Source organism: Streptomyces solitudinis (genome assembly GCF_036323765.1).
Taxonomy (GTDB): Bacteria; Actinomycetota; Actinomycetes; order Streptomycetales; family Streptomycetaceae; genus Streptomyces.
Window position 1 is genome coordinate 742191 of the sequence record NZ_JAZDCW010000003.1, and the last position, 23982, is coordinate 766172.

General features: G+C 73.0%; 21 protein-coding genes and 1 riboswitch. Of the genes, 17 read left to right on the plus strand and 4 right to left on the minus strand.

The features are described 5' to 3' along the window. The first annotated feature begins 179 nt into the window (after positions 1 to 179). From ctaC to V1J52_RS10820, 4 genes are all read left to right on the plus strand, one after another. On the plus strand, positions 180 to 1142 hold the full coding sequence (gene ctaC / locus V1J52_RS10805; protein WP_330139439.1) for an aa3-type cytochrome oxidase subunit II: 963 nt from the start codon (positions 180 to 182) through the stop codon (positions 1140 to 1142). Next, positions 1139 to 2896 (plus strand): aa3-type cytochrome oxidase subunit I, encoded by a 1758-nt coding sequence (ctaD, locus tag V1J52_RS10810; protein WP_330139440.1) that lies wholly within the window; start codon positions 1139 to 1141, stop codon positions 2894 to 2896. The genes ctaC and ctaD overlap by 4 nt, the downstream gene beginning before the upstream one ends. Next, entirely contained in the window at positions 2893 to 3291 is a 399-nt protein-coding gene (locus V1J52_RS10815) for a cytochrome c oxidase subunit 4 (protein ID WP_330139441.1), read from the plus strand. The genes ctaD and V1J52_RS10815 overlap by 4 nt, the downstream gene beginning before the upstream one ends. 102 nt (positions 3292 to 3393) lie before the next feature. Next, positions 3394 to 4707: a L,D-transpeptidase gene (locus tag V1J52_RS10820; protein WP_330139442.1), complete on the plus strand. Its 1314-nt coding sequence runs from the start codon at positions 3394 to 3396 to the stop codon at positions 4705 to 4707. A gap of 75 nt (positions 4708 to 4782) precedes the next feature. Here the strand turns inward: V1J52_RS10820 and V1J52_RS10825 are convergent, their stop codons facing one another. Beyond that, positions 4783 to 5184 (minus strand): hypothetical protein, encoded by a 402-nt coding sequence (locus V1J52_RS10825; protein ID WP_330139443.1) that lies wholly within the window; start codon positions 5182 to 5184, stop codon positions 4783 to 4785. 189 nt (positions 5185 to 5373) lie between these two features. On the opposite strand from V1J52_RS10825, the gene ctaE reads away from it, so the two are divergent. The 6 genes from ctaE to V1J52_RS10855 all read left to right on the plus strand — a co-directional run bounded on the left by ctaE (position 5374) and on the right by V1J52_RS10855 (position 12574). Then, on the plus strand, positions 5374 to 5994 hold the full coding sequence (ctaE, locus tag V1J52_RS10830) for an aa3-type cytochrome oxidase subunit III (RefSeq protein ID WP_330139444.1): 621 nt from the start codon (positions 5374 to 5376) through the stop codon (positions 5992 to 5994). 71 nt (positions 5995 to 6065) lie between these two features. Continuing rightward, positions 6066 to 6887: a cytochrome bc1 complex diheme cytochrome c subunit gene (gene qcrC / locus V1J52_RS10835; RefSeq protein ID WP_330139445.1), complete on the plus strand. Its 822-nt coding sequence runs from the start codon at positions 6066 to 6068 to the stop codon at positions 6885 to 6887. Continuing rightward, positions 6884 to 7957, plus strand: coding sequence for a cytochrome bc1 complex Rieske iron-sulfur subunit (gene qcrA / locus V1J52_RS10840; protein WP_330139446.1), 1074 nt, complete (start codon positions 6884 to 6886; stop codon positions 7955 to 7957). Before qcrC ends, qcrA begins: the two co-directional genes overlap by 4 nt. Next, the gene (qcrB, locus tag V1J52_RS10845) at positions 7954 to 9591 is read left to right on the plus strand and encodes a cytochrome bc1 complex cytochrome b subunit (protein WP_330139447.1); all 1638 of its coding nucleotides are present in this window, start codon (positions 7954 to 7956) and stop codon (positions 9589 to 9591) included. The genes qcrA and qcrB overlap by 4 nt, the downstream gene beginning before the upstream one ends. A gap of 161 nt (positions 9592 to 9752) precedes the next feature. Beyond that, positions 9753 to 10817 (plus strand): anthranilate phosphoribosyltransferase, encoded by a 1065-nt coding sequence (gene trpD, locus V1J52_RS10850; protein ID WP_330139448.1) that lies wholly within the window; start codon positions 9753 to 9755, stop codon positions 10815 to 10817. A gap of 71 nt (positions 10818 to 10888) precedes the next feature. After that, a riboswitch (SAM riboswitch) is annotated at positions 10889 to 11008 on the plus strand. A gap of 150 nt (positions 11009 to 11158) precedes the next feature. Next, positions 11159 to 12574 (plus strand): aminotransferase class V-fold PLP-dependent enzyme, encoded by a 1416-nt coding sequence (locus V1J52_RS10855; RefSeq protein ID WP_330139449.1) that lies wholly within the window; start codon positions 11159 to 11161, stop codon positions 12572 to 12574. A gap of 24 nt (positions 12575 to 12598) precedes the next feature. Here V1J52_RS10855 and V1J52_RS10860 read toward each other — a convergent pair whose 3' ends face one another. Beyond that, the gene (locus V1J52_RS10860; protein ID WP_330139450.1) at positions 12599 to 12880 is read right to left on the minus strand and encodes an Lrp/AsnC family transcriptional regulator; all 282 of its coding nucleotides are present in this window, start codon (positions 12878 to 12880) and stop codon (positions 12599 to 12601) included. A gap of 216 nt (positions 12881 to 13096) precedes the next feature. On the opposite strand from V1J52_RS10860, the gene V1J52_RS10865 reads away from it, so the two are divergent. From V1J52_RS10865 to V1J52_RS10880, 4 genes are all read left to right on the plus strand, one after another. Continuing rightward, complete coding sequence (locus V1J52_RS10865; RefSeq protein ID WP_330139451.1) at positions 13097 to 13336, plus strand: hypothetical protein; 240 nt, start codon at positions 13097 to 13099, stop codon at positions 13334 to 13336. Between the two features lie 24 nt (positions 13337 to 13360). Beyond that, positions 13361 to 14719 carry an NYN domain-containing protein gene (locus tag V1J52_RS10870; RefSeq protein ID WP_330139452.1) on the plus strand — a complete coding sequence of 453 codons (1359 nt, stop codon included), beginning with the start codon at positions 13361 to 13363 and terminating at the stop codon, positions 14717 to 14719. 314 nt (positions 14720 to 15033) lie between these two features. Next, positions 15034 to 16086, plus strand: coding sequence for a C40 family peptidase (locus V1J52_RS10875; protein ID WP_330139453.1), 1053 nt, complete (start codon positions 15034 to 15036; stop codon positions 16084 to 16086). Between the two features lie 366 nt (positions 16087 to 16452). Next, positions 16453 to 17499, plus strand: coding sequence for a C40 family peptidase (locus tag V1J52_RS10880; protein ID WP_330139454.1), 1047 nt, complete (start codon positions 16453 to 16455; stop codon positions 17497 to 17499). Here the strand turns inward: V1J52_RS10880 and V1J52_RS10885 are convergent. Then, entirely contained in the window at positions 17477 to 18730 is a 1254-nt protein-coding gene (locus tag V1J52_RS10885; RefSeq protein WP_330139455.1) for a glycosyltransferase 87 family protein, read from the minus strand. The two genes, V1J52_RS10880 and V1J52_RS10885, sit on opposite strands and share 23 nt — an antisense overlap. A 73-nt stretch (positions 18731 to 18803) precedes the next feature. On the opposite strand from V1J52_RS10885, the gene V1J52_RS10890 reads away from it, so the two are divergent. Next, on the plus strand, positions 18804 to 19946 hold the full coding sequence (locus tag V1J52_RS10890; RefSeq protein ID WP_330139586.1) for a glycosyltransferase family 4 protein: 1143 nt from the start codon (positions 18804 to 18806) through the stop codon (positions 19944 to 19946). 79 nt (positions 19947 to 20025) lie between these two features. After that, positions 20026 to 21045: a PHP domain-containing protein gene (locus V1J52_RS10895; protein WP_330139456.1), complete on the plus strand. Its 1020-nt coding sequence runs from the start codon at positions 20026 to 20028 to the stop codon at positions 21043 to 21045. 10 nt (positions 21046 to 21055) lie between these two features. On the opposite strand, the gene V1J52_RS10900 is transcribed toward V1J52_RS10895, so the two are convergent. Beyond that, positions 21056 to 22861, minus strand: a complete 1806-nt coding sequence (locus tag V1J52_RS10900) for an AMP-dependent synthetase/ligase (RefSeq protein ID WP_330139457.1) — start codon at positions 22859 to 22861, stop codon at positions 21056 to 21058. Between the two features lie 308 nt (positions 22862 to 23169). Here V1J52_RS10900 and V1J52_RS10905 point away from each other — a divergent pair, with 308 nt between their 5' ends. Further along, the gene (locus tag V1J52_RS10905) at positions 23170 to 23940 is read left to right on the plus strand and encodes a metallophosphoesterase family protein (protein WP_330139458.1); all 771 of its coding nucleotides are present in this window, start codon (positions 23170 to 23172) and stop codon (positions 23938 to 23940) included. Positions 23941 to 23982: the final 42 nt, after the last annotated feature.

Here is a 23982-nt window from a genome sequence, read left to right on the forward strand (position 1 = left end):
GGGTTCCACCCCTTCGGAGGGACACGCGGTGCGTTACGTACCCTCCCCGCACGGCCCCAGAGGGCGTCCAGTAGGGTTTGGTCCGCATAAACATCCAAACCCCTGCCCGCGCCAGGGCCGGCGCCCGGTCACCAGGTCCGCGCCCGGCGGTGCGGGCGAGACTCTCGGGAAGGCGCTACGTGAGTCCCAACGGCTCCGACCGCTCGTCGCGGCGCCCGATGCGGCGGATGCTGCCGCAGGCGTTGGCCGCGGCCCTGGTCCTGGCGACCGCCACCGGTTGCACTTCGGAGGACCTGCCCCGCCTCGGCATGCCCACGCCCATCACAGAGGAGGCGCCGCGCATCCTCTCCCTGTGGCAGGGCTCCTGGTTCGCCGCGCTCGCCGTCGGCGTGCTGGTGTGGGGGCTGATCCTGTGGAGCGTCATCTTCCACCGGCGGTCGCGCACCAAGGTGGAGATCCCCACCCAGACCCGGTACAACGTGCCCATCGAGGCCCTGTACACCGTGGTCCCGCTCGTCATCGTCTCGGTGCTCTTCTACTTCACCGCCCGTGACGAGTCCAAGCTCCTGGAGACCTCCGACAAGCCCGACCACGTCATCAACGTGGTCGGCTACCAGTGGAGCTGGGGCTTCAACTACCTGGCGGACGTGGACGGCGACGCCTCCACGGACAACAGGACGGCCCCCGAGCTGGACGCGATCCCGGACCGCTTCATGTCGGCCGTCCCCGAGGGCGCCGAGGGCGTGCACGTCGCCGGCATCCCCGGTGACCGCGACCCGGAGACGGGCAACCCCGGGCCGACGCTGTGGCTGCCCAAGGGCGAGACCGTCCAGTTCATCCTCACCTCGCGGGACGTCATCCACTCCTTCTGGGTGGTGCCGTTCCTGATGAAGCAGGACGTGATCCCCGGTCACACGAACCGCTTCGAGGTCACCCCCACCCAGGAGGGCACCTTCCTGGGCAAGTGCGCCGAGCTCTGCGGCACCGACCACGCGCGGATGCTGTTCAACGTCAAGGTGGTCTCGCCCGAGCGGTACCAGCAGCACCTTGAGGAACTGGCCGAGCAGGGCAGCACCGGCTACCTCCCCGCGGGCATCGAGCAGTCGGACGCGGCCAACAATGCGGAGACGAACAACCCGTGAGCATCCTCAACGAACCCCAGGGTGCCGCCACGGCAGACGACTCGTACGAGGACGAGCTGCCGGTGCGGCGCAAGGAGCCCGGCAACGTCGTGGTGAAGTGGCTGACGACCACCGACCACAAGACCATCGGCTCGCTCTACCTCATCACCTCCTTCATGTTCTTCGTGATCGGCGGCGTCATGGCGCTGATCATGCGTGCGGAGCTGGCCCGTCCCGGCACCCAGATGGTGTCGAACGAGCAGTTCAACCAGCTCTTCACCATGCACGGCACCGTGATGCTGCTGATGTTCGCCACCCCGCTCTTCGCGGGCTTCGCGAACTGGATCATGCCGCTCCAGATCGGTGCGCCCGACGTGGCGTTCCCGCGGCTGAACATGCTGGCCTACTGGTTCTACCTGTTCGGCTCGACGATCGCGGTGGCCGGGTTCCTCACGCCGAACGGCGCCGCGAGCTTCGGCTGGTTCGCCTACACGCCGCTGTCCAGCGTCGAGCACTCGCCGGGCATCGGCGCCGACCTGTGGATCATGGGCCTGGCCCTGTCCGGCTTCGGCACGATCCTCGGTGCGGTCAACTTCATCACCACGATCATCTGCATGCGCGCCCCCGGCATGACGATGTTCCGCATGCCGATCTTCACCTGGAACGTGCTGCTCACCGGTGTGCTGGTGCTGCTGGCCTTCCCGGTGCTGGCCGCCGCGCTGTTCGCCCTTGAGGTGGACCGCCAGTTCGGTGCCCACATCTTCGACCCCGCCAACGGCGGCGCCCTGCTGTGGCAGCACCTCTTCTGGTTCTTCGGGCACCCCGAGGTGTACATCATCGCGCTGCCGTTCTTCGGCATCGTCTCCGAGGTCATCCCGGTCTTCTCGCGCAAGCCGATGTTCGGCTACACGGGTCTGATCGCCGCGACGATCGCCATCGCGGGCCTGTCGGTGACGGTGTGGGCACACCACATGTACGTCACCGGCGGTGTGCTGCTGCCGTTCTTCTCCTTCATGACGTTCCTCATCGCCGTCCCGACCGGTGTGAAGTTCTTCAACTGGATTGGCACGATGTGGCAGGGCTCCCTCAGCTTCGAGACACCGATGCTGTGGACGGTCGGCTTCCTGATCACCTTCGTCTTCGGTGGTCTGACGGGCGTCATCCTGGCCTCGCCGCCGCTGGACTTCCACGTCTCCGACTCCTACTTCGTGGTGGCCCACTTCCACTACGTCGTCTTCGGCACCGTGGTGTTCGCCATGTTCGCGGGCTTCCACTTCTGGTGGCCCAAGTTCACCGGCAAGATGCTGGACGAGCGGCTCGGCAAGATCACCTTCTGGACGCTGTTCATCGGCTTCCACGGCACCTTCCTGGTGCAGCACTGGCTGGGCGCCGAGGGCATGCCGCGCCGGTACGCGGACTACCTGGACGCGGACGGGTTCACGGCGCTGAACACCATCTCCACGATCAGCTCGTTCCTGCTCGGCCTGTCGCTCCTGCCGTTCTTCTACAACGTCTGGAAGACGGCGAAGTACGGCAAGAAGATCGAGGTGGACGACCCGTGGGGCTACGGCCGTTCACTGGAGTGGGCGACCTCGTGCCCGCCGCCGCGGCACAACTTCCTCACGCTGCCCCGCATCCGTTCCGAGTCCCCGGCCTTCGACCTCCACCACCCGGAGATCGCGGCCATGGACCAGCTTGAGAACCGCGCGTCCGAGGAGAAGGCGGTCGCCGCCGAGGCGCACGGCCTCTCGGGCGAGAAGGAGGCCGGCAAGTGAAGGTCCAGGGCAAGCTCTTCATCTGGCTGGCCGTCTTCATCCTGGTCGTGGCCATCATCTACGGCCTGTGGTCGAAGGAGCCGGTGGGCACCACCGCGCTCTTCCTCGCCTTCGGCCTGTCGATCATGATCGGCTACTACCTCGCGTTCACCGCGCGGCGCGTGGACACCGGGGCGCAGGACCGGGAGGACGCGGACGTCGCGGACGACGCCGGAGAGCTGGGCTTCTTCAGCCCGCACAGCTGGCAGCCGCTGGCCCTCGGGGTGGGCAGCGCGTTCGCCTTCATGGGCGTCGTCTTCGGCTGGTGGCTGCTGTTCCTCTCGCTGCCGCTCATCCTCGTCGGCGTCTTCGGCTGGGTCTTCGAGTACTACCACGGCGAAGCCCAGAACCAGTAACACCCGGCGAAGTCAAGGGTCACCCCCGGAGGACACTCCGGGGGTGACCCGTTTGTACGTACAGATCGCGCCCGTTCGCCGCAGTATTCATATTTTTGCTCCATGAGGCACGGGACGTATGGAACGCAACGAATCGCACGCGGCTGCGCCCTCCTGCTGGCGCCGGCCCTGGCGCTGACGGCCTGCGGAGACTCCTCGGACCCCCTGGCCGCGAAACCGTACGACGCCGCCGGACACGTCGCCGTCAGCGCGGGCGGCAAGGACACCCGCACGGTGGACGCCGACGAGCCGCTGGAGGTCACCGCCACGGGGGACGACGGACGGATCACCGACGTCATCGTGACCGACACGGCGGGGCGGCACGTCCGCGGCGAACTCACCGACGACGGCACGCGCTGGCGCAGCACCGCCCCGCTGGTCGCCGGCATCCGCTACTCGGTGCGGGTCAGCACCGAGAACGACAACGGCCGGCCGGGCCGCAGCACGGTCACCTTCGAGACCCGTACCCCGCCCCGGAACCGGCAGCTCAGCGTGGAACTCGGTCCGGAACCCGGCACGTACGGCGTCGGGCAGCCGATCACCGCGGAGCTGGGCCGCGCCGTCAGGGAACCCGTACAGCGCCGGATAGTGGAGCGGGCGCTGCGGGTACGCTCCACGCCCGAGGTGACCGGTTCCTGGCACTGGGTGGACGACAAGAAGCTGCACTACCGCCCCAAGGAGTACTGGCCCGCCCACACCTCCATCACCGTGGAGAGCCGGCTCACGGGGGTGCGGGTGCGCGAGAACCTCTACGGCGGCGAGGCCGCGCCGCTGAAGCTGCGGACCGGGGACCGCGTGGAGGCGCTCGCCGACGCCGCCGCGCTCCGGATGACGGTGAAGCGCAACGGGGAGGTCGTCAACACGTTCCCCATCACCACCGGAAAGGAGGGTTTCCGCACCCGCAACGGCACGAAGGTCATCCTCGGACGGCAGCCGTTCGTCCGGATGCGCAGCACGAGCATCGGGATCGGTCCGGGCAGCGCGGACTTCTACGACCTGCCCGTGCACTGGGCCGCCCGGCTCACGTGGAGCGGCGAGTACGTGCACGCCGCGCCGTGGTCGGTGGGCTCGCAGGGGTACGCGAACGTCAGCCACGGCTGCACGGGGATGTCCACGGGCGACGCGCGCTGGTTCTACGAGAACGTGCGCCCCGGCGACCTCGTCACCCACGTCAACACCGAGGGGACGGCGATGCCCGCCTTCGGGAACGGCTTCGGCGACTGGAACCTGTCCTGGGACGAGTGGCGCGCGGGCAGCGCCCTGCACGCCGCGGCGGCCGGACCGGCGAAGCCGGAGAAGACGGCGGGGGCGGAACAGCCGGCGAGGTCGCAGAAGCCGGGGGAGCCGGTGGAGCCCCGGCTGCGCCCGGCGGTCTGAGGGGTGGCCCCCCGCGCGCGGCCCGCGCGCGGGCCCGTCCGGACGGCTGCCGCACCGCCCGGACGGACCCCGCGGTCAGGCCGTGGCCGGAGCGGGCGCGCGCAGCAGGGCGGCGAGCGCGTCCGCCAGGGCGACCGGGTCGACCGGGTGAGCCACGACCGCCTCCGCCCGGCTCCAGGTCGCCAGCCAGGCGTCCTGCGGGCGTCCGATGAGCAGCAGCACCGGCGGGCACTCGAAGATCTCGTCCTTGATCTGGCGGCACACGCCCATGCCGCCCGCGGGAACGGCCTCGCCGTCCAGCACGCAGGCGTCGATCCCGCCCGCCTCCAGCGTGCTCAGCACGGCGGGCAGCGTCGCGCACTCCACGTACGTCACGGCGGGGGCGTCAGCCGCGGGCCGCCGGCCGGCGGCCAGCCGCACCTGCTCCCGGGTGCTCGCGTCGTCGCTGTAGACCAGCACCGTGGCCGTCGGCTGCATCGTTCCTCCGCGTGTGTACGGGTGGGGGCGCGTGTGTGGGATGGTGCCTGTGGTCCTCGGATGCTACTCCCTCGTCCTCGCCGGGGCAGCACCCCGGACGGCTTCCGTGCACCCGTTTGAGCAGGACAGGCCGGGTGGACACACCGAACGGGACCCCCCGAAGTGAGGACGGAATAAGCGACCGACATAATGTCGGTCGTGGCGACAGCAACAGCAGTAGAAACCGGGCACGCGCACCCGTCGGTCAACCGGCCGAACCTCACCAGTGTCGGAACCATCATCTGGCTGAGCTCAGAGCTGATGTTCTTCGCGGCCCTGTTCGCGATGTACTTCACCGCTCGCTCGGTCATGGGAGCCGAGTTCTGGACCGAGAAGGCCTCGGCGTTGAACCTGCCCTTCGCGGCAGCCAACACGACGATCCTGGTGCTTTCCTCCCTGACCTGTCAGATGGGCGTCTTCGCCGCCGAGCGCGGCGACGTGAAGAAGCTCCGATCGTGGTTCATCATCACCTTCGTGATGGGCGCGGTCTTCATCGGCGGTCAGATCGTGGAGTACGTCGAGCTGGTCAAGCACGAGGGCCTCTCGCTCGCCTCCGACCCGTACGGTTCGGTCTTCTACCTGACGACCGGCTTCCACGGGCTCCACGTCACCGGCGGTCTGATCGCGTTCCTGTTCGTCCTCGGCAGGACGTACATGGCGCGGCGGTTCACCCACCACCAGGCGACCGCGGCCATCGTCGTGTCGTACTACTGGCACTTCGTCGATGTCGTCTGGATCGGACTCTTCGCCACGATCTACCTGATCAAGTAGTCCCGCCGCACCGGCCGGACACAGCAGAGCCATAAGCATCGACGCAGAAGATCCTGACACCGGGGTAATCCGTGAAAAAGCTCTCCGCACGACGGCGCCATCCGCTGGCGGCGATCGTCGTTCTACTCTTCGCGCTGGCGGCCACCGGGGGGCTGTACGCCGCGTTCGCTCCCGCGGGGGAGGCGCAGGCCGAGACGGCCTCCGCCCAGTCCCTCGCCATCGAGGAGGGCGAGAAGCTCTACGCCGTCGGCTGTGCCACCTGCCACGGCACCGGCGGCCAGGGCACCAGTGACGGTCCGTCCCTGGTCGGCACCGGCGCGGCCGCCGTGGACTTCCAGGTCGGCACCGGGCGCATGCCGCTCCAGAACCCCGGCGTCCAGGCGCCCGACAAGCCGCGGACGTACACGCAGCCGCAGATCGACCAGCTCGCCGCGTACGTGGCCTCGCTGGGCCCCGGCCCGGCGATCCCCACGGAGGACCAGTACAACCCCGAGGGGCTCAGCGGCGAGGAGATCGCCGAGGGCGGTGTGCTCTTCCGCACCAACTGCGCGCAGTGCCACAACTTCACCGGTGAGGGCGGCGCGCTCACCGACGGGAAGTACGCTCCGCAGCTCGACGACGTCGACCCCAAGTACATCTACGAGGCCATGCAGACCGGCCCGCAGAACATGCCCGCCTTCCCCGACTCGGTGATGCCGGAGAAGGAGAAGCGGCAGATCGCCGCCTACCTGGGCCAGGTCAACTCCTCCGAGGCGAAGACCCCGGGCGGGTACAAGCTCGGCGGCTTCGGGCCGGTCGCCGAGGGCCTGTTCGCCTGGGTCATCGGTCTGCCCCTCCTGGTCGGTGTCACCGTCTGGGTCGCGGCCCGTAACGCCAAGGCCAGGAAGTCATGAGTAGCGAGACTGGACCGGACGAGAACGTGTCAGACGAGAACCTGCCCTCCGAGCGGGGCTCGCGCCCCGGCGCGGAAGCCGAGAAGGCGGACGGCAACCCGTTCGCCGACCCCGGGCTCCCCCCGCACGAGGACCGCATCCAGGACATCGACGAGCGGGCGGCCAAGCGCTCCGAGCGCACCGTGGCCCTGCTCTTCACGCTGTCCATGCTGGCCACGATCGGGTTCATCGCGTCGTACGTGATCTTCCCGGTTGACCAGATCGTGTACATCTTCCCGCTCGGCCACATCAGCGCGCTGAACTTCGCGCTGGGCATGACGCTGGGCATCGCCCTGTTCTGCATCGGCGCGGGCGCCGTCCACTGGTCGCGCACGCTGATGAGCGGCCACGAGATGGTGCAGGACCGCTACCCGATCGGGGCGAACGAGGACACCAAGGCCGCCGCCCGGACCGCCTTCGCGGAGGGCGCCGCCGACTCGCAGCTCGGCCGGCGCAAGCTGATCCGCAACACGATGTTCGGCGCGCTGGCCCTCGTCCCGCTCTCCGGCGTGATGCTCCTGCGCGACCTCGGGCCGCTGCCCGAGGACAAGCTGCGCCACACGCTGTGGGCCCGCGGCAAGCGGCTGGTCAACGAGAACACGATGGAGCCGCTGCGGCCCGAGGACATCACCGTGGGGTCGCTGTCCTTCGCCATGCCCGAGGGCCTGGCGCCGGACGACCACGACTTCCACAAGGAGATCGCCAAGGCGGCCCTCATGCTCGTCCGGCTCGAACCGGAGGACATCAAGGACCCGCAGGAGCTGGAGTGGTCCTACGACGGTGTCGTGGCCTACTCCAAGATCTGCACCCACGTCGGCTGCCCGGTGAGCCTCTACGAGCAGCAGACCCACCACGTCCTGTGCCCCTGCCACCAGTCCACCTTCGACATGGCCGACGGTGCCCGCGTCATCTTCGGCCCGGCCGGCCACCCGCTGCCGCAGCTGCGCATCGGCGTGGACGACGAGGGATACCTCATGGCCCTGGGCGACTTCGCCGAACCCGTCGGCCCGAGCTTCTGGGAGCGCGGATGAGCAACACCCCCGACAACCGGCGCCCGCGCCCGAAGGCGCCGGCGGGCGAACGCGTCGCCGACTGGGCCGACGGCCGCCTGGGCATCTACGGCGCGGCCAAGAAGAACCTGCGCAAGGTCTTCCCCGACCACTGGTCGTTCCTGCTGGGCGAGATCGCGCTCTACTCGTTCATCATCATCCTCCTGACCGGTGTCTACCTGACGCTGTTCTTCAAGCCGAGCATGGCGGAGATCCACTACGAGGGCTCCTACGTCCCCATGCAGGGCGTGCTGATGTCGGAGGCGTACGCCTCCACGCTGGACATCAGCTTCGACGTGCGCGGCGGTCTGCTGGTGCGGCAGATCCACCACTGGGCGGCGCTGATCTTCCTGGTGGCGATGTTCGTGCACATGATGCGCGTCTTCTTCACCGGCGCCTTCCGCAAGCCGCGCGAGCTGAACTGGCTGTTCGGCTTCCTGCTGCTCGTCCTCGGCATGTTCACCGGCTTCACCGGCTACTCGCTCCCCGACGACCTGCTCTCCGGCACCGGCGTGCGGTTCATGGAGGGCGCGATCCTGTCGATGCCGCTGGTCGGCACGTACCTGGCGATGTTCCTGTACGGCGGCGAGTTCCCCGGCACGGAGATCATCCCGCGGTTCTTCGCCGCCCACGTGCTGCTGCTGCCGGGCATCATGCTGGGCCTGGTCGTCGCCCACCTGATCCTGGTCTTCTACCACAAGCACACCCAGTTCCCCGGGCCCGGACGCACCAACAAGAACGTCGTCGGCTTCCCGCTGATGCCGGTGTACATGGGCAAGGCCGGCGGCTTCTTCTTCCTGGTCTTCGGCGTCATCGCGATGATCTCGGCGGCGTTCCAGATCAACCCGGTGTGGGTCATCGGCCCCTACCGGCCCGACCAGGTGTCCACGAACGCCCAGCCGGACTGGTACATGGGCTTCTCCGAGGGCCTGATCCGCATCATGCCGGGCTGGGAGTGGGTCATCCCGACCGGGCACACCATCAACTTCGGCGTGTTCGTGCCGCTGATGGTGTTCCCGCTGGTGCTGGCGGTCATCGCCCTGTACCCGTTCTTCGAGTCGTGGGTCACCAAGGACACCCGGGAACACCACCTGCTGGACCGGCCGCGCAACGCGCCCACCCGCACCGCGGTCGGTGCCGCGTGGATCAGCTGGTACTTCGTGATGCTGGTCGGTGGCGGCAACGACCTGTGGGCCATCCACTTCGACATGTCGATCAACGCCATCACCTGGTTCGCCCGCATCGGCTTCTTCGTCGTGCCGCTCGTGACGTTCGTGGTCACCCGGCGCATCTGCCTGGGCCTCCAGCGGCGGGACCGCGACAAGGTGCTGCACGGCCGGGAGACGGGCATCATCAAGCGCCTGCCGCACGGTGAGTTCGTCGAGGTGCACGAGCCGCTGCCGCAGGAGCAGATGCACCTGCTCACGCAGCACGACCAGCCCGCGCCCGCCGAGCTGCCCGCCGCGGAGGACTCCGGCGGTGTCCGGCGCAAGGTCGGCCCCGTCGAGCGGCTGCGGGTGCGCATCAACCGCGGCTACTACGGCCCCAAGGGCCAGATCCCCAAGCCGACGCCGCACGAGTACGCGGAGATCAGCAGCGGCCACGGCCACCACTGACCGTCCGCCGCGTCAGCGCTCCGGGCCCCGCCCGCCGTCCGAGTCCGGACGGTGGACGGGGCCCTTCGGCGTGCGGCGGGTGCCGATAGGGTGCGGTACGTCGCGGCGCGTCGGCGCGCGCGGCACCGGTTCCGTACCCAGGCCCACCCAGGAGCGTGCCCATGAGCGCTGTGACCCCCGCCGGAGGCGACACCATGGCGGACCGCTCCTGGCCGGACGTGCTGAGCGCCCTCCTGGCCGGGCGGGACCTCACCCGCGAGGACACCGCCTGGGCCATGGACCGCATCATGCGCGGCGAGGCCAGCGACGCCCAGATCGCGGGCTTCGCGGTGGCGCTGCGGGCCAAGGGCGAGACCGTGGGCGAGATGTCCGGTCTGGTGCGGGCGATGTACGAGCACGCCAACACCATCGAGGTGCCGGGCCCCACCGTGGACATCGTGGGCACCGGCGGCGACCGGGCCCGCACGGTGAACATCTCCACGATGTCGGCGATCGTCGTGGCGGGAACCGGGGCGCGGGTCGTCAAGCACGGCAACCGGGCGGCGTCCTCGGCGAGCGGCGCCTCCGACGTGCTGGAGAAGCTCGGTGTGAACCTGGAGCTGACCCCCCGCCGCGTCGCGGAGGTGGCGGAGGAGGCCGGGATCACCTTCTGCTTCGCGGTCAGGTTCCACCCCGCGCTGCGCCACGTCGCCGCCGCGCGGCGGGAGCTGGGCGTGCCGACGACGTTCAACTTCCTCGGTCCGCTCACCAACCCGGCGCGGGTGCGGGCGCAGGCCACCGGTGTCGCCGACGCCCGCATGGCCCCGATCGTCGCCGGTGTGCTCGCCGAGCGCGGCACCTCCGCCCTGGTGTTCCGGGGGGACGACGGTCTCGACGAGCTGACCGTCACCGCCACCTCCACGGTCTGGGTGGTCCGGGACGGCACCGTGCGCACGGAGACGTTCGACCCGCGCGACGTCGGCGTCGAGCTGGTGCCCGTCGAGGCCCTGCGCGGTGCGGACGCCGCGTACAACGCGGAGGTGGCCCGGCGGCTGCTGGACGGCGAGCGGGGGCCCGTGCGGGACGCGGTGCTGCTCAACTCGGCCGCCGCCCTCGTCGCGCTGGAGCCCTCCGGGGAGCCGCTGGCCCGGCAGCTCGCGGCCGGCATGGAGCGGGCCGCCCACGCGGTCGACTCCGGCGCGGCGAAGGCGGCGCTGGAGCGCTGGGCGCGGGCCACGCACGCCTGACGCGGCGGGCCGTCCGCCTGGTCCGGCCCCGTCCGGGGCCGGGCGGACGGCTGTGCCATACTCACGTCTCAGGTCACGAGTGACGGCGACCCAAGGCCCCGGCCCGCCGTCCGGCAACCCTCCAGCCGTGGCGGGGTGCCCCGGGTGATGACCGGGCCGCACGACAGCAAGGTCGGCGGCAAGCGCGGTCGAGGGAGTTCCCACATGAGCGGGCGAATGCGGTAGGGCCGTACGGCCCCGGGCGCCCCAGCGCCCCGCTGTCCTGCGCCCCGCCACCGCCGCGCCCCCCGTGGGCGCCCGCGGGCCGGGCACCCCCTCGGCACCCCGATCCGGAGATCCTCATGTCCGCTTTCCCCGCTGCCCTGACCGTCCGTGCCGGAACCGTCACCGGCGCGCCCACCGCGTCCGCCGTGCCCGGCTCCGCAGTACCCGCGCCCGCCCCCGCCGTACCCGCCCCCGCCGCCGACGGGGCGGTGCCGGACGCGCCGCTGCCCGTGCTGGGCGACGACGTGCTGGTGCCGGTCTCCGGCGGCGGCCGGGTCCCCTACGCGGCGCTCGACTACGCCGCCAGCGCCCCCGTCCTGCGCCGGGTGTGGGACGACGTCGCCGCCTACGCCCCGTACTACGGCAGCGTGCACCGCGGCGCCGGGCACCTCTCGCGGCTGTCCACCGACCTGTTCGAGGACAGCCGCCGGACCGTCGCCCGCTTCCTGGGCTGCCGCCCGGACGACCAGGTCGTCTTCACCCGCTCCACCACCGACTCCCTCAACCTGCTGGCCGCGGCGCTGCCGCCGGGCACGCGGGTCTTCGTCTTCGCCAGTGAGCACCACGCCGCCCTGCTGCCGTGGCGCGGGCACGGCACGACGTGGCTGGACGTGCCGCGCGGCCCGCGGCAGGCCGTCGCGGCGCTCGAAGAGGCGCTGCGCCGCGCGCCGGGAGGCCCGAAGCTCGTGTGCGTGACCGGGGCGTCCAACGTGACCGGGGAGCTGTGGCCCGTCGCCGAACTGGCCGCCGTCGCGCACCGGCACGGGGCCCGGATCGTGCTGGACGCCGCCCAGCTCGCCCCGCACCGCCCCGTGGACGCGGCGGCTTGGGACGTGGACTGGGTGGCCTTCTCCGGGCACAAGCTCTACGCCCCCTTCGGCGCGGGCGTCCTGGCCGGCCGCGCGGACTGGCTGCGCGATGCCCCGCCGTACCTGGCGGGAGGCGGGGCCAGCCGCAGCGTGGTGCGCGGCGCGGACGGCGGCGTCACCGCGCGGTGGCACACCACCGCCGCCCGGCACGAGGCGGGATCGCCCAACGTCATCGGCGCCTACGCCGTCGCCTCCGCCTGCCGCGCGCTGACGGAGGCCGGGTTCGGTTCCCTCGTGGCCAGGGAGCAGCGGCTGCTGGACCGGCTGCTCGCCGGGCTCGGCGCGCTGCCGGGCGTGGCGGTGCTGTCCCTGTTCGGCCCGGGCGCGCCCCGGGTGGGCGTGGTGTCGTTCACCGTCGCGGGCCTGCCCGCGGCCGAGGTGGCCGCCGCGCTCTCGGCCGACCACGGGATCGGGGTGCGCGACGGCCTGTTCTGCGCGCATCCGCTGCTGCGCGCCCTGGTGGGCGCCGGGGACGCGGAGCCGGGGGAGTGCGGCGCCGGGGACGCGCCGGGCGGGCGTCCGCTGGGCGCGGTGCGGGTCAGTTTCGGCGCGGGCACCCCGGCCGGGCACGTCGAGCGCTTCCTGGCGGCGCTGGGCGGCCTGGTGCGGCGGGCCGCGGGCTGAGGCCCGGCGGCCCGCCCCGGACGGTCAGGAGTCCAGGCCGATGGCGAAGGCCGCCTCCAGGTCGTGCTGGGAGTAGGTGCGGAAGGCGATGTGCGTCTCGGTGGCCTCGACGCCGGGCACCTTGCTGATCCGCCCGGGGATGACCTCCGCCAGGTCGTCGTGGCGCGCCACCCGCACCATGGCGATCAGGTCGTGGGCGCCGGTCACCGAGTACACCTCGCTGACGCCCTCCAGCGCGGCGATCTGCTCGGCGATCTCCGGAATCCGGTCGGTGCTGGTCTTGATGAGCACGATCGAGGTGATCACGGCTTGGTCTCTCTTTCGGTCGCCTGAGCGGGGCCGCGCCGGGCCCGGAGACGGCCGGGCGCGCGGCGGCGCGGCCCACTCTAATGCGCGGCCCTCCGCGCGGCCGGATGATGACGGCTCGGCCACGGCCGGGTCACCGCGCCCCACGTGACGGGCGGCAGGCCGTAGGGTTGCGGTAGGTCTCCGCCCCCCTTTCCGGAAAGCAGAGGACGACACATGCCGGTCCCCCAGCCCACGGCCGAGCAGCGCTGGCGCTGCACCCTGTGCGGGAACCTGACGCGTTTCGACGTGACGCGCAGCAGCCGGGTCGTGGAGTACGTCCACCTGGACCTGGCGGGGGAGCCGAAGGTGGAGGAGCGCGAGGTCCTGAGCGAGTCCGTGGAGTCCGTGCGCTGCCGCTGGTGCAACGCCGTGGACCAGGTCGAGCTGGTGGACCGGCCCGGCGCGCAGGTCTGAGACGGCTGGGACGGGTGTGGAGCCGTGCAGGAGACGACGGGCGGTGAACCGCGCGAGGAGCGGCCGCGCCCTGCCGAGGGGCTCGACCGCCCGCTGCCCGAGAAGGTGCGGCGCAAGGTGGTGGCCCTCACCGGCGAGGCGCTCGGCGGGCTGACCGTCGCGGAACTCCCCGCGCCCCTGCGGCAGTACGCCCGTTTCACCCCCGCGCGGCGGGCCAAGTTCGGCGGCAACGCCATGGCCGCCGCCCTGGAGGGTGACGCGGTCTTCCGGCAGCGCATCGCGGCCCGGCTGCGCGAGCTGGAGCCGGAGCTGTCCGGCGCGCTGGACGGCGGCTCGCCCCCGGCCGCGGCCGACCCGGTCGCCGTAGCCGCCGTCGCCTACGTGCTGCGTCCCGAGGGCTGGGCGAAGCTGGTGGCCGCCGCGGGGGAGGAGGCCCAGCGCGCCCAGGCCGAGCGGGCGGGCGAGGAGGCCGAGCGGGAACTCGCCCGGCTCCGCGCCGAGCTGGCCGAGGTGCGGGGCGCCCGGCGGGACGGGCACGACCGGATGCGCGCCGAACTGGACGCCGCCCGGCGGGAGATGGACGGGCTTCACCGCAGGCTGCGCAGCGCCCAGAGCGACGTCCGGCGCGGTGAGGCGGCCGTGCGCAAGCTCCAGGCCGAACTGGAGGAGGCCCGGGCGCAGGCGGCGACGCAGAAGACCGCGGCGGACAGTGAGGCGCGGCGGCTGCGGGCCCGGGTGGCGGAGGCCGAGACGGCGCTGGAGGCCAGCCGCCGGGCGTCCCGGGAGAGCCGGGGCGTGGCGGACATGCGGGTGCGGCTGCTGCTGGACACCGTCCTGGACGCGGCCCAGGGGCTGCGGCGGGAGCTGGCCCTGCCGCCGGCCGGCCAGCACCCGGCGGACACCGTGGAGGCGGTCGAGCCGGGACGCATGAGCCCGAAGGACGTGGCGCAGCGGGCCCTGTCCGACAGCGATCCGGCGCTCCTCGACCAGCTCCTGGCCCTGCCGCAGGTGCACCTGCTGGTGGACGGCTACAACGTCACCAAGACGGGTTACCCGACGCTGCCGCTGGAGAAGCAGCGGCTGCGGCTGCTGGGCGGTCTGGCCGGACTCGCCGCCCAGTCCGGCGCCGAGGTGACCTGCGTGTTCGACGGGGCCGAGCTGGCCACGCCGGTGCTGCTCGCGCCGCCGCGCGGGGTGCGGGTGCTGTTCAGCAAACCCGGGCAGACGGCCGACGAGCTGATCCGCCGCCTGGTGCGCGCCGAGCCGGCGGGGCGTCCGGTCGTCGTCGTCTCCACCGACCGCGAGGTCGCCGACGGGGTGGCCCGGGCCGGGGCGCGTCCGGTCGCGTCCGCCGTGCTCATCCGGCGGCTTGCCCGGTCCTGAGCCCTCCCGTCCCTTTTCCGGTCCGCCGTCGCACTCGTCCCCGATGACCGTCCGCGTGGTGAACGCAGCGTCAAGTGCCGGTCGCTGCCCGTGTGATGTTGGTAAAGGATGACGGTGTACCGTGAGATTTATGCCGCAAGGATTTGAAGCGCGCGTCGGCACGTGGCTAGTGTCTGGGCTCGAACCTTCGCGCGGTTGATCATCCATCCGGGATGTCAGCGGAGGTACCGCCGAGTCCGCTGCGCCCAAAGCGGAGCCGGGGCCAGGGTTTCTGTCGCCCCGGCAGGCGGCTGAGGAAGAAGGAGATCGCCCCAGTGGCGTCCCACCGTCGTCCCAAGCAGCCGGGCCGCACCCGCGCGACCGTCATCACCGCGACCGCCGCCGCGGCCGTCGCCATGACCGCCAACACCGCCCAGGCCGACCCAGGTGACGACCGGCGCGGAGTGAAGGCGGAGGTCGACCGGCTGCACGAGGACGCGGCGGTCGCGACGGAGAAGTACAACGGCGCCCAGGAGAAGGCCGACAAGCTCCAGGAGCAGGTCGACAAGCTCCAGGACTCCGTCGCCCGCGGCCAGGGCGAGCTGAACGAACTGCGCAACGGCCTCGGTTCGATGGCCACCGCCCAGTACCGCAGCGGCGGCCTCGACCCGTCCGTGCAGCTCTTCCTCTCCTCCGACCCGGACGAGTACCTGGAGCGGGCCTCCGCGCTCGACCAGCTCAGCGGCAAGCAGATAGCCGCGCTGAAGAAGATCCAGGACAAGCAGCGGCTGCTGGAGCAGCAGCGCGAGGACGCCGGCGAGAAGCTGGCCGACCTGTCCGAGACGCGCAAGGAACTGGCCGCCCAGAAGAAGAAGGTCCAGGGCAAGCTCGCCGACGCGCAGAAGCTCCTCAACAAGCTCACCGAGGAGGAGCGGCAGGCGATGCGGGAGCAGGAGCAGCGCGCCAGCCGCGCCGCCGGCGAACGCGCCGTGGCCGGGAACGCGGCGAGCGCGAGCGAGGCGCCGCCGGTCACCGGACGCGCCTCCTCCGCCTACCAGGCGGCCACGACGCGGGTGGGCATGCCGTACGCCTGGGGGGCGGAGGGCCCCAACGCCTTCGACTGCTCCGGGCTGATCAAGTGGTCCTACCGCCAGGCGGGCATCTCGGTGCCCCGCACGTCGCAGGCGCAGGCCAGCGCGGGCACGCGCATCAACAGCATGAGCGACCTGCGCGTCGGCGACCTGGTCATCCTGCGCAACGACCTGGGGCACGTGGCGTTCTACGCGGGCAACGGCCAGATGCTGCACGCGCCCTACCCGGGCGCGCCGGTGCGGTTCGAGGCGATCTCGACGAGCGGCATGCCCTTCATGTGGGGCGTCCGCATCTGACGCCCGGCTGCCGCGGGGCGCCCGGCCCCCGCCGGGGCCCGTCCGGCACGGCTGCCCCGTGAGCCCGTCCGCATGAGCCCGCTGACCTGAGCCGTCCGCAGAAGCCCGTCCGCCGCGTGCGGCGACAGCCCCGGCCGTCGTCCCGCACACCGGACGGGCTTCTGCCGTGCCCGGATCGCCCGTGCGGGTGATTCACCGGGGGCCCGGGTGCCGCCGGTGTCCCGGCGGTGACCTGCGCGAGTGCGCCGCGGCGCCGCTCCTTTCCCGGTTCCGCGGTCCTTGGACCCCGGGTGACCGTCCCGCTACTGTGCGGGCCGCACGTCCCCGGTCAGGGGAACGCGTCAGCGAAAAGGAGCGCGGGCACCTGTGGGTTCGCACCGGTCTCATCGACACAGCCTCCCGGGCGGCTTCGTCCGGGGGGCGCGGGTCACCGTCCTGACGGCCGCCGCTTCGGCGGCCGCGCTCACCGCCGTCCCGGCGGGCGCGGACCCGGGCGGGGCGTCGGCCGCGTCGGTCAGCGCCCGGGTGGACGAGCTGTACCTCCAGGCCGAGCGGGCCACCGGGGCGTACAACGACGCCGCCGAGAAGGTCACCGCGCTGCGCCGGCAGGTGCAGCGGGCCCAGGACGAGGTGGCCCGCGGCCAGGAGCGGGTCAACCGGCTGCGGGCCGGGCTCGGATCGGTGGCCGGGGCGCAGTACCGGGCGGCCGGTCTGGACCCGGCCGTCGCGCTGCTGCTGTCCACCGAGCCGGACGCCTACCTGGACAAGGCCGCCACCCTGGAGCGCATCAGCACCCGCAACGCGGGCGAACTGCGCGCCCTGCGCGGCGCCCAGCGGCTGCTGGACGCGCGGCGCGGGGAGGCCACGCGCAAGCTCGGCGCGCTGGAGGAGCAGCGGGGCGAGCTGCGGCGGCACAAGAAGTCGGTGCAGAGCAAGCTGGCCGCCGCGCGCAGGCTGCTGAACCGGCTCACGGCCGAGGAGCGCGAGGAGCGCGAGCGGCGGGAACGCGCCTCGCGGTACGGCAGCCGCGCCGCCGCCGCGCCGCCGCCCGCCGGGCCCGCCGCCTCCGGACGCTCCGGGGCCGCCCTGAGCGCCGCCCAGCGCGTCCTGGGCCGCCCCTACGCCTGGGGCCAGGCGGGCCCGCACGCCTTCGACTGCGCGGGTCTGACCCAGTGGGCCTACCGGCAGGCGGGCGTCTCCCTGCCGCGCACCTCGCAGGCGCAGGCGCGCGCGGGCAGCCGGGTGCCGCTGGCCCAGGCCCGCCCCGGCGATCTGGTGATCTACCGGGGCGACGCCAGCCACGTGGCGATGTACGCGGGGAACGGACAGGTGATCCACTCCCCGTACCCGGGCGCGCAGGTGCGGTACGACCCGGTGGGCATGATGCCCGTCACCGCGGTGACCCGGCCCTGAGCCCGGCGCCGGGCCCGGGGCCGGGCTCAGGGTGGCCGTCCGGCGCGCCCTCCGGGCGGGCGGCGCCGTGCGGTGCGGCGGCCGTCGTGCGCCACAGTCCCGCGCAGGACAGCAGCGCCGCCGCCACCAGCAGCCCGTTGCGGGCGAACAGCAGGAGGAGACCGAGCGGTTCGCTGCTCACCACGGCGTCGAAGAAGACGGGGAACTCCAGCAGCGTCACCCCGGTCGCCGCCAGGACGAGCCAGGCGGGCACCAGCTGGCCCCGCGAGCGCAGCGCCAGGCAGACGGCCGCCAGCCCCACCAGCCACACCAGGTACTGCGGGCTGATGACCCGGCTGGTGACGGTGAACAGCAGCACGGCGGCGAACGCCGCGTCGGCGAGGGCCGACGGGGTGCGGTGCTCCGCCCGCAGCCGCCACCACAGCAGCCAGCCGAACGCCGCCACCGTGCACAGCAGCGACGCGGTCGCCACCGTCTGCACGTGCGGGCCGAGGAACTCCATCGAGCCGTAGTTGAACCGCACCTCGCCCGGCCAGCCGAAGTGCCGCGAGACGTGGAAGACGAGGGCGCCCACCGACTCGACCTCGATGCCCCGCTCCCGCTGCGCCCCCAGGAACGCCCAGCCGCCGGGCAGGACGACGGCGGCCAGCCCCGCCAGGACGGCCGCCGTCCCGGCCGCCGCGCCCCACACCGCGCGGGTCTGCCGTCCCGGGGCGGTGCCCACGAGCAGCAGCGCGGGCCACACCTTGAGCAACGCGCCGAACGCCACCAGCGCCCCCGCCAGCCGGGGGTGCCGGGCGGCCGCCAGCAGGGCGGCCACGGCCACGGCCGTCACCATCACGTCGTAGCGGGCGTACACCGTCGGGCCCAGCAGCGGCATGCCGGCGATCCACAGCCACGCCCCGGCCCGGCCGCCCGCGGGGCGGCGGGCGGCGGCCAGCAGCAGGGCCAGCACGACGGCGTCCGCCAGGCAGGCGAACGCGAAGAACGCCACCGGGTAGGTGAGGAACGGCAGCAGCAGCGGGGACAGCACCGGCAGCGCCGCACCCGGCGGGTACTGCCAGGTGACGTCGTCCACCGGGAAGGTGCCGCCGCGCAGCACGTCCGCCCAGCCCTGGTAGATGACCGAGACGTCGGTGGTGACGTCGGGGCCGCGCAGGGTGAGCACGCCGAGGACGCACAGCAGCAGCGCGGAGCGGGACACGGCCCAGACCAGGAGGGGGAGGCGCATGGTGCACGACCGTACGCGGTGCCGCACGGGAGCCGGAAGCGGCGACCCGGTACTGTCGTCGCCGATGCACCAGATGCCCAAGACGCTGATCGTCACGAACGACTTCCCGCCCCGGCCCGGGGGCATCCAGGCGTTCCTGCACAGCATGGCGCTGCGGCTCGACCCGGACCGGGTCGTCGTCTACGCCTCGACCTGGAACCGCACCGCCGAGGGCCGCGAGGCCACCGCCCGCTTCGACGCCGAGCAGCCGTTCACCGTCGTACGGGACCGCGCCACGATGCTGCTGCCCACCCCCCGGGCCACCCGGCGGGCGGCGGCGCTGCTGCGCGAGCACGGCTGCACCTCGGTGTGGTTCGGGGCCGCCGCGCCGCTGGGGCTCATGGCCCCGGCGCTGCGCGCGGCCGGTGCGCGGCGGCTGGTGGCGACGACGCACGGGCACGAGGCGGGCTGGGCCCAGCTCCCCGCGGCCCGGCGGCTGCTGCGCCGCATCGGCGAGGGCACGGACACGCTGACCTACCTGGGCGAGTACACCCGCTCCCGGATCGCCGGGGTGCTCACCCCCCAGGCCGCCGCGCGGATGGTCCAGCTCCCGCCGGGGGTGGACGAGAAGACGTTCCACCCCGGCTCCGGCGGCGCCGCCGTGCGGGAACGGCTCGGGCTGGCCGGGCGGCCCGTCGTGGTGTGCGTCTCCCGGCTCGTGCCGCGCAAGGGGCAGGACACCCTCATCCGGGCGCTGCCGCGCGTCCTGGCCGAGGTGCCCGACGCGGTGCTGCTCGTCGTCGGCGGCGGCCCCTACGAGCGGGACCTGCGGGCGCTGGCCGAGGAGAGCGGCGTCGCCGACGCGGTGCGGTTCACCGGACCGGTGCCCTGGGCGGAGCTGCCGGCGCACTACGGGGCCGGTGACGTGTTCGCCATGCCGTGCCGCACCCGGCGCGGCGGGCTGGACGTGGAGGGCCTGGGCATCGTCTACCTGGAGGCGTCCGCCACCGGGCTGCCGGTCGTCGCCGGTGACTCGGGGGGCGCCCCGGACGCCGTGCTGGACGGCGAGACGGGGTGGGTGGTGCGCGGCACCAGCCCCGAGGAGGCGGCCGACCGGATCACCGTCCTGCTGCGCGACCCCGAGCTGCGGCACCGCATGGGCGAGCGGGGCCGGGCCTGGGTGGAGGAGCGCTGGCGCTGGGACCTCCTCGCCGGCCGGCTGCGGGAACTGCTCTGACCCCGGGCCCGGGGCGCCGGCCGCCGCGGCGCCGGTGCCGCGGTTGCGGTGCGGGGGCCGGGCGCCGAGGCTGGGCCGTGTGGAGCCCGTCGCCGCGCTGGAACGGATCGCGTACCTGCTGGAGCGGGCCCAGGCCCCCACGTACCGGGTCCGGGCCTTCCGGCGGGCGGCGGCCGTCCTCGCGGATCTCGGCCCCGCGGAGGTCCGGCAGCGGGCGGCCGACGGCTCCCTGACGGCGCTCAGGGGGCTCGGCGGCACCACGGCGCAGGTCGTCCGCGAGGCGCTGTCCGGCGCGCGGCCCGGCTACCTGGCCCGGCTGGAGGAGGAGGCGGCCGCACGCGAGCCGCTGTCCGGGGCGGCCCGGCGGCTGCGGGACGCCCTGCGCGGGGACTGCCACACGCACTCCGACTGGTCCGACGGCGGCAGCCCCATCGACGTCATGGCGCAGGCGGCGGCGGATCTGGGCCACGAGTGGACCGTGCTCACCGACCACTCGCCCCGGCTCACCGTCGCCCGGGGCCTGTCGCCGGAGCGGCTGCGCGCCCAGCTCGACGTCGTGGCGGAGGCCGGTGAGCGGCTGGCGCCCTTCCGGCTGCTCACCGGGATCGAGTGCGACATCCTCCCCGACGGTTCGCTGGACCAGGAGGACGGGCTGCTGGACCGGCTGGACGTCGTCGTCGCCTCCGTCCACTCCGAACTGCGGATGGCGGCGCCCGCGATGACGCGGCGCATGGTGGCGGCCGCGGGCAACCCGCTGGTGGACGTGCTGGGCCACTGCACCGGACGGCTGCTGGGCGGACGGCGCGCGCGTCCGGAGTCGGAGTTCGACGCGGACGCGGTGTTCGCCGCGTGCGCGCGGGCGGGCACGGCGGTGGAGATCAACTCACGGCCCGAGCGGCTCGACCCGCCGCTGCGGCTGCTGCGGCGCGCCGTGGACGCGGGCTGCCTGTTCGCCGTCGACACCGACGCGCACGCCCCCGGTCAGCTCGGCTGGCAGGACGCGGGCTGCGTGCGGGCCGCCGAGTGCGGCGTCCCGGCCGAGCGCGTCGTCACGACGTGGCCGGTGGCCGAGCTGCTCGCCTGGACGCGCGCCGGGTGACCGGCGCGCCCTACGAGTACAGGGCCTCGATCTCGTGGGCGAAGTCCTTCGCCACCACGTTCCGCTTCAGCTTCAGCGACGGCGTGATGTGGCCGGACTCCTCGGTGAACTGCGCGGGCAGCACCCGGAACCTGCGGACCGACTCGGCCCGGGACACCGCCGCGTTCCCGTCGTCCACCGCGTGCTGCACGGCCGCCTGGAGTTCCGGGTCCGCGAGCAGGTCGGTGCGGTTCAGCTCCGCCTTGCCGTGCTCGGCCGCCCAGCGGGGCAGGAACTCCTCGTCGAGGGTGATCAGCGCGCTCACGTAGGGGCGGCCGTCGCCGACGACCATGCACTCCGCGACCAGGGCGTGCGCCCGGATGCGGTCCTCGATGACGGCCGGGGCGACGTTCTTGCCGCCCGCCGTCACCAGGATCTCCTTCTTGCGGCCGGTGATGGCGAGGTAGCCGTCCTCGTCGAGCGTGCCGAGGTCCCCGGTGTGGAACCAGCCCTGGGTGAGGGCCTCGGCGGTGGCGGACTCGTTGTTCCAGTACCCGGCGAACAGGTGGTCGCCGTGCAGCAGGACCTCCCCGTCGTCGGCGATGCGCACGACGGAGCCGGGCAGCGGCTGGCCGACGGTGCCGATCTTCTGCCGGTCCCAGGGGTTGAACGCCGTCGCGGCGCAGGACTCGGTGAGCCCGTAGCCCTCCAGCACGGTGAAGCCGATGCCCCGGTAGAAGTGGCCGAGCCGGGCGCCGAGGGCGGCGCCGCCGGAGATGGCGTGGGTGGCCCGGCCGCCCAGCACCGCGCGGAGCTTGCCGTAGACGAGCCGGTCGAAGACCTTGTGCTTCAGCCGCAGCCCGAGCGAGGGGCCGCCCGGGGCGTCCAGTGCCTCGCTGTAGGCGGTGGCGACGGCGACGGCCTTGTCGAAGATCTTCCCCTTGCCCTCGGCCTCGGCCTTGGCCCGCGCCGAGTTGTAGACCTTCTCGAACACCCGCGGGACGCCGAGCACGATGCTCGGCCGGAAGGAGGCCAGCTCGTCGGTGAGCGTGCGGACGTCCGGCACGTGGCCGAGGCGGATCGGGGCCATGACGGCGGCCAGCGCGACCATGCGTCCGAAGACGTGCGCGGCGGGCAGGAACAGCAGCACCGAGTCCTCGCCGGGCCGGAACAGCGGCTTCAGGCGCTCGACCACGTTGCCGCACTCGGCGAAGAACGAGCGGTGGGTGAGCACGCAGCCCTTGGGGCGCCCGGTGGTGCCCGAGGTGTAGACGAGGGTGGCGGGGGAGTCGGCGTGGGCGGTCGCGCTGCGCTCGTCCACGTCGGCGTCGGTGATCCCGGCCGCCTCGCCCGCCTTCCCGAGGGCCGCGACGGCGCCGTCGTCGATCGTCCACACCTCGCGCAGCTCCGGCAGCCGGTCGCGGACGCCGCGCACCGAGGCGGCGTGCCCGCCGCTCTCCACCAGGACGCCCACCGCGCCGGAGTCGCCGAGGATCCAGGCGATCTGCTCGGGGGAGCTGGTCTCGTACACGGGGACGGTCACCGCGCCCGCGCTCCAGATGGCGAAGTCCAGCAGCGTCCACTCGTAGCGGGTGCGCGACATCAGCGCGACGCGGTCGCCCGGGGCCACTCCGGCGGCGATCAGGCCCTTGGCGGCGGCCCGCACCTCCGCCAGGAACTCCGTCGCGGTCAGGTCCAGCCAGCGCGAGTTGTCGGCGGGGTCCTTGCGGGCGATGACGGCCAGGTCCGGGTAGCGCGCCGCGTTCCGGCGGATGAGATCGGTCAGATTTCCGTCCGCGGGGACTTCGTACAGGGCCGGAAGGCTGAACTCGCGCAAGACTGCTGCTCCTCATCGGCGCCGGTGGGGGCCGTGCGGGTGGTCCCGCGGCCCCCATTGGCTCGCTGCGGGATCGTGGTGTGACCTCGCCGTGGACGGCCCGGACGTTACCCACCGGTATGGGTGTGGGGATAGGGCTGGCGCCCTAATGTTCGCTGCGTCACACGCATCCCGCCGATCCGCCGGACGTGCCCGGGTTTCGCACCGCGACAGTAGTCCAGCCACCCGGTAACCCGGAAGTAACCCCAGCTCCGCCGCCTTCGTGCCGCGCCGCCGCCACGACCTCCACCACGCTTTAGGGTGTCCGCATGCGAGGTACGCGGATACACGTGGTCAGCGACGTGCACGGCAACGCCGAGGCCCTCGCGCGGGCCGGTGACGGCGCCGACGCGACCGTCTGCCTCGGCGACCTCATCCTCTTCCTCGACTACGCCGACCACAGCCGCGGCATCTTCCCCGAGCTGTTCGGCGAGGCGGCCACCGACCGCTTCGTGGAGCTGCGCACCGCCCGCAAGTACGCCGAGGCCAAGTCCTACGCCGACCGCCTGTGGGACGGCGTGGACCGCGCCGCCGCCATCGAGGCCGCCGTCCGCCGCCAGTACGCCGAACTGTTCGCCGCCCTGCCCACCCCCTCCTACGCCACCTACGGCAACGTGGACATCCCGCGCCTGTGGCCGGAGTACGCGCGCCCGGGCACCACCGTCCTGGACGGGGAGACGGCCGAGATCGGCGGGCTGGTCTTCGGCTTCGTCGGCGGCGGGCTGCGCACCCCCATGAACACCCCCTACGAGGTGGACCCGGAGGTCTACGCCGCGAAGGTGGCGGCCCTCGGGCCCGTGGACGTGCTGTGCTCGCACATCCCGCCCGAGGTCCCCGAGCTGTGCTACGACACCGTCGCCCGCCGCTTCGAACGCGGCAGCACCGCGCTCCTGGAGGCCATCCACGCCGTCCGCCCCCGCTACGCCCTGTTCGGCCACGTGCACCAGCCGCTGGCCCGCCGGATGCGCGTCGGCGCCACCGAGTGCGTCAACGTCGGCCACTTCAACGCCACCGGGCGGCCGTTCGTCCTGGAGTGGTGACGAAGCCGTTCCCACCGCGCGGTAGCCTTCGAACGCAGGACG

Excerpts from the sequence above, each read along its gene's own strand:
- V1J52_RS10865 (WP_330139451.1), top strand. The coding sequence starts at position 13,097 with ATGCCGGTCCCCCAGCCCACGGCCGAGCAGCGCTGGCGCTGCACCCTG.
- ctaE (WP_330139444.1), top strand. The coding sequence starts at position 5,374 with ATGTCGGTCGTGGCGACAGCAACAGCAGTAGAAACCGGGCACGCGCAC.
- V1J52_RS10905 (WP_330139458.1), top strand. The coding sequence starts at position 23,170 with ATGCGAGGTACGCGGATACACGTGGTCAGCGACGTGCACGGCAACGCC.
- V1J52_RS10820 (WP_330139442.1), top strand. The coding sequence starts at position 3,394 with ATGAGGCACGGGACGTATGGAACGCAACGAATCGCACGCGGCTGCGCC.
- V1J52_RS10885 (WP_330139455.1), bottom strand. The coding sequence starts at position 18,730 with ATGCGCCTCCCCCTCCTGGTCTGGGCCGTGTCCCGCTCCGCGCTGCTG.
- V1J52_RS10825 (WP_330139443.1), bottom strand. The coding sequence starts at position 5,184 with ATGCAGCCGACGGCCACGGTGCTGGTCTACAGCGACGACGCGAGCACC.
- V1J52_RS10855 (WP_330139449.1), top strand. The coding sequence starts at position 11,159 with ATGTCCGCTTTCCCCGCTGCCCTGACCGTCCGTGCCGGAACCGTCACC.
- qcrA (WP_330139446.1), top strand. The coding sequence starts at position 6,884 with ATGAGTAGCGAGACTGGACCGGACGAGAACGTGTCAGACGAGAACCTG.
- qcrB (WP_330139447.1), top strand. The coding sequence starts at position 7,954 with ATGAGCAACACCCCCGACAACCGGCGCCCGCGCCCGAAGGCGCCGGCG.
- V1J52_RS10890 (WP_330139586.1), top strand. The coding sequence starts at position 18,804 with ATGCCCAAGACGCTGATCGTCACGAACGACTTCCCGCCCCGGCCCGGG.
- trpD (WP_330139448.1), top strand. The coding sequence starts at position 9,753 with ATGAGCGCTGTGACCCCCGCCGGAGGCGACACCATGGCGGACCGCTCC.